The sequence below is a fragment of the Phytobacter palmae genome, from assembly GCF_039409775.1.
GTDB lineage: Bacteria > Pseudomonadota > Gammaproteobacteria > Enterobacterales > Enterobacteriaceae > Phytobacter > Phytobacter palmae.
Genome location: NZ_JBCIVJ010000054.1, coordinates 1 through 2,867, shown reverse-complemented (window position 1 = coordinate 2,867; position 2,867 = coordinate 1). Strand labels below are relative to the sequence as shown.

Annotated in this window: 2 protein-coding genes; one reads left to right on the top strand and one right to left on the bottom strand. The window is 42.2% G+C overall.

What is annotated here, in order from left to right; all coding sequences use genetic code 11:
* Positions 1 to 350: 350 nt before the first annotated feature.
* A complete protein-coding gene (locus AAIG39_RS25560) occupies positions 351 to 1,769 on the bottom strand; it encodes a DUF2142 domain-containing protein (RefSeq protein WP_343195047.1) in 1,419 nt (472 codons plus the stop codon).
* A gap of 123 nt (positions 1,770 to 1,892) precedes the next feature.
* Here AAIG39_RS25560 and AAIG39_RS25555 point away from each other — a divergent pair, with 123 nt between their 5' ends.
* Positions 1,893 to 2,153 carry a hypothetical protein gene (locus tag AAIG39_RS25555; protein WP_343195046.1) on the top strand — a complete coding sequence of 87 codons (261 nt, stop codon included), beginning with the start codon at positions 1,893 to 1,895 and terminating at the stop codon, positions 2,151 to 2,153.
* The last annotated feature ends 714 nt before the right edge of the window (positions 2,154 to 2,867 follow it).

The following is a 2,867-nucleotide window of genomic DNA, read 5'->3' as shown; positions in this document are numbered from 1 at the left end:
GTAATGTAGCTGTTCTGGTAAACAATATTAATCATGGTCAAAACGTTGTCGTTAGTAAGTGTTATACAGACTCATTTGTTCTGACTTTCGCTGGTGGGGCGGCCACTGAATCAAAACTAATCACTTTTCCTGCTGGTCTTATCCGGGCCACTCATAAGCCTGAATGAATGTTTGCTAAGGGCAGATAACGACCTGATCGGAACATATCTTTACTCAGACACTGCTAATACAGCAGTTGCTGCTAAAGTTTCATTAGGCTTACGACGGGTGGGAATATACCTGCTGGGACGTACAGGATAATGATTAAGATGTCATAAAAATAATAAGCCCGCATAAAGCGGGCTATTTTCCTACTGATACATCGGCCAGTATTTAACAATACTCAGGTAGCAGACGTGAGATATTACGAATAAATACGTAATTGTTGAGAATGCCAGTGCGTATTTATCTATCACTGCCTCACCAATCCATGATTTAGCAAACGTTTCTGTGCGTGAAAGCATAAGCACAATGAACAGCATCGCGGTCATGAAACTGATAATGAAGTAACGACCCTGAACACCGCCAACAAATGGCAGGTTTAGTGGAGAGAAACCAACCCACAGAGCAAGGAAGATCAGTAGTACACTACCGGTACTCATCACTGGTAACAGATATAATTTCAATCTATTAAATGGAATAGGCGACTTGCTAACGCTGCTCAGCGTTGCCATAAATATTGTGAATATAGCCAGATAGCAATATCTACCGCCAAACGTCCACGTATATGCTGCCGGACCGCCTCCGAACGTGGCGAACATCCGATCAAACATATCCGGTGTTTGATGAATCACGGCGTTGACGATGAAAAGTGCGGTAGCAATTGGCTGAGTCAGGAGCATTTCTTTGGCTTTATTAATATCTCCTCCCGAGTGCCAAAATTGGCTCGGAACCCATGAATAATAGCCATTCCATGCTAAAGCCACGGCGCAGCCTGCTACTATACAACCAGCCATGTATGCAAACCATTTTATGCGGCTTGAAAACAATGCTGATGGGATAAGCAGGACGAATGGAAGAAATGCAATATTAGTCATTTTCAGCAAACCAACAAGGCATGCCAGAGCAAAAGTCTGCCAGAAAATCCGCTCTTTCAGAATAGCCATTCTCAGGCAGCAGGCGATAAAAATCACTGTAACCAGGTTCGTTACCGGATCGGGGCTGTATGATGACGCCAGGTTTAACAGGGTTGGAAATGACAAAATCATCAAGGTAGGAATACGCATGACTGGCATCATCCTGACTGCAGCATAAACCAGAGCAAGGAAAAACACCAGATTCAGCAGTCGGCCTGCGTACATCTGAGTATCAATTCCTGCACCAACAAGCCTTGTTAGCGCCAAACCAATTGCTGACGGAGCATAGAGCAATGGTGAATACGTCGCAGACGGTGCGAAATTGAAACAGGTGCTGACAGTATCTGTTGAGGCGTCAATTTCTTTGGCCCGTTTTGCAGCTTCCTCTTTGCTGGCTGGCTGATTATGATCCTGGGAGATAAAGAACGGCCAGACGTATTGCAAAGCCTTTCTCTCTACGCAACCACCCCATGACCCTTTCTCGCCATTAATCAACTGTGGCAACAGGGTTCCCTGCGCCATCTGATAAGACCTGAAAAAGTGGAATCTTTCATCCAGTCCGGTTAGTGGGGTATTTTTGAATACGAAAAATAGCCCTATTATGGTCATCACAACCAGGTATGAAATGAGAGATGCTCTCTCCAGACGATCCATGACTACCTCTTGTTAATGGTCTCTTGTTAATGGTGTATTATTCGGCACAACCAAACGAGACCAAGCTTATGAAATTACTATTTATTGCTACTCTAATAGCCTTTTCCACATCAGTTTATGCGGATGATTTTTTCGACAAACGTTGCTGAGATTGTCAAGGATAGGCTCGGAAACTCACCAACCCAGGAAGAGTGTACCAAAACACCGCAAGCCGTGGATTGTAGCGGGGTTATTGATGCTAGGAAAGGTATTGATGTTACCACAAGTGCAGAGGATAGAAGTGTGGTTAAGGGAATGATCAAAGGCACAGACTTTTCTGGTAAGACAGTTAATAATAAATTTATTTTAGAAAAATCAAATAATTCCATAACACTAGCTAAATAGCAACTCGCTCTAAGAGCAGATCAGAAAGGATGTCTTTCCGCCTCATAAAGCACACCCTATCTCAATAATTGATAGGCACACCCACATTAATCTCCCCCTGCCTGCAAACTACTGTATATCAAAACAGTATAAATGGTCGGGAGAGGATATGCTGCGCAGAGATGATATTTAAACCCCTTCATAGTAGCAATGGAGATAGAAAAGAGTGGGCGCCGGATTGTAACGACCAGGTGATTCGCTGAAGAGTTTCACGCCGTTAACTGGATGTGGACGATGCGTGAGGCTAATCGCTGGATAGAACTAGAAATTTTTCCATCAGTGTTGCATTCGAAGATGCTGGTGTTTAGCTATGGCCCCAGCTTGAGAAGAGTAGCTTACAAAAACATACTCTCATAATAGTTGCTTTTGGTAATTATTTAGAAAGCCATGCAGTTCATGAGCTTTGGAGCCAGATTTTTTTAAAAGATTTAACATACATATCTCATGAACAATAGATTTTGCAGTTCGCCACAACTAGATTGCTCTTAAATTTTGGAATATACTCATGCGCTTAAAAATAAATCATATTTGGATATAAAAATGAGTTTAATCTATAGACATAATAGGTTGTATATTGTATGGCTAATTTTTGCTGTTTGTATATCTCTTGTTTATGCTTCAGAACAATCAATATATATACCGCTATTTCAACTTGACGGAGCATATCAAACAGCA

Coding starts and splice junctions, on each gene's coding strand:
- AAIG39_RS25555 (WP_343195046.1), top strand. CDS start 1,893: ATGATTTTTTCGACAAACGTTGCTGAGATTGTCAAGGATAGGCTCGGA.
- AAIG39_RS25560 (WP_343195047.1), bottom strand. CDS start 1,769: ATGGATCGTCTGGAGAGAGCATCTCTCATTTCATACCTGGTTGTGATG.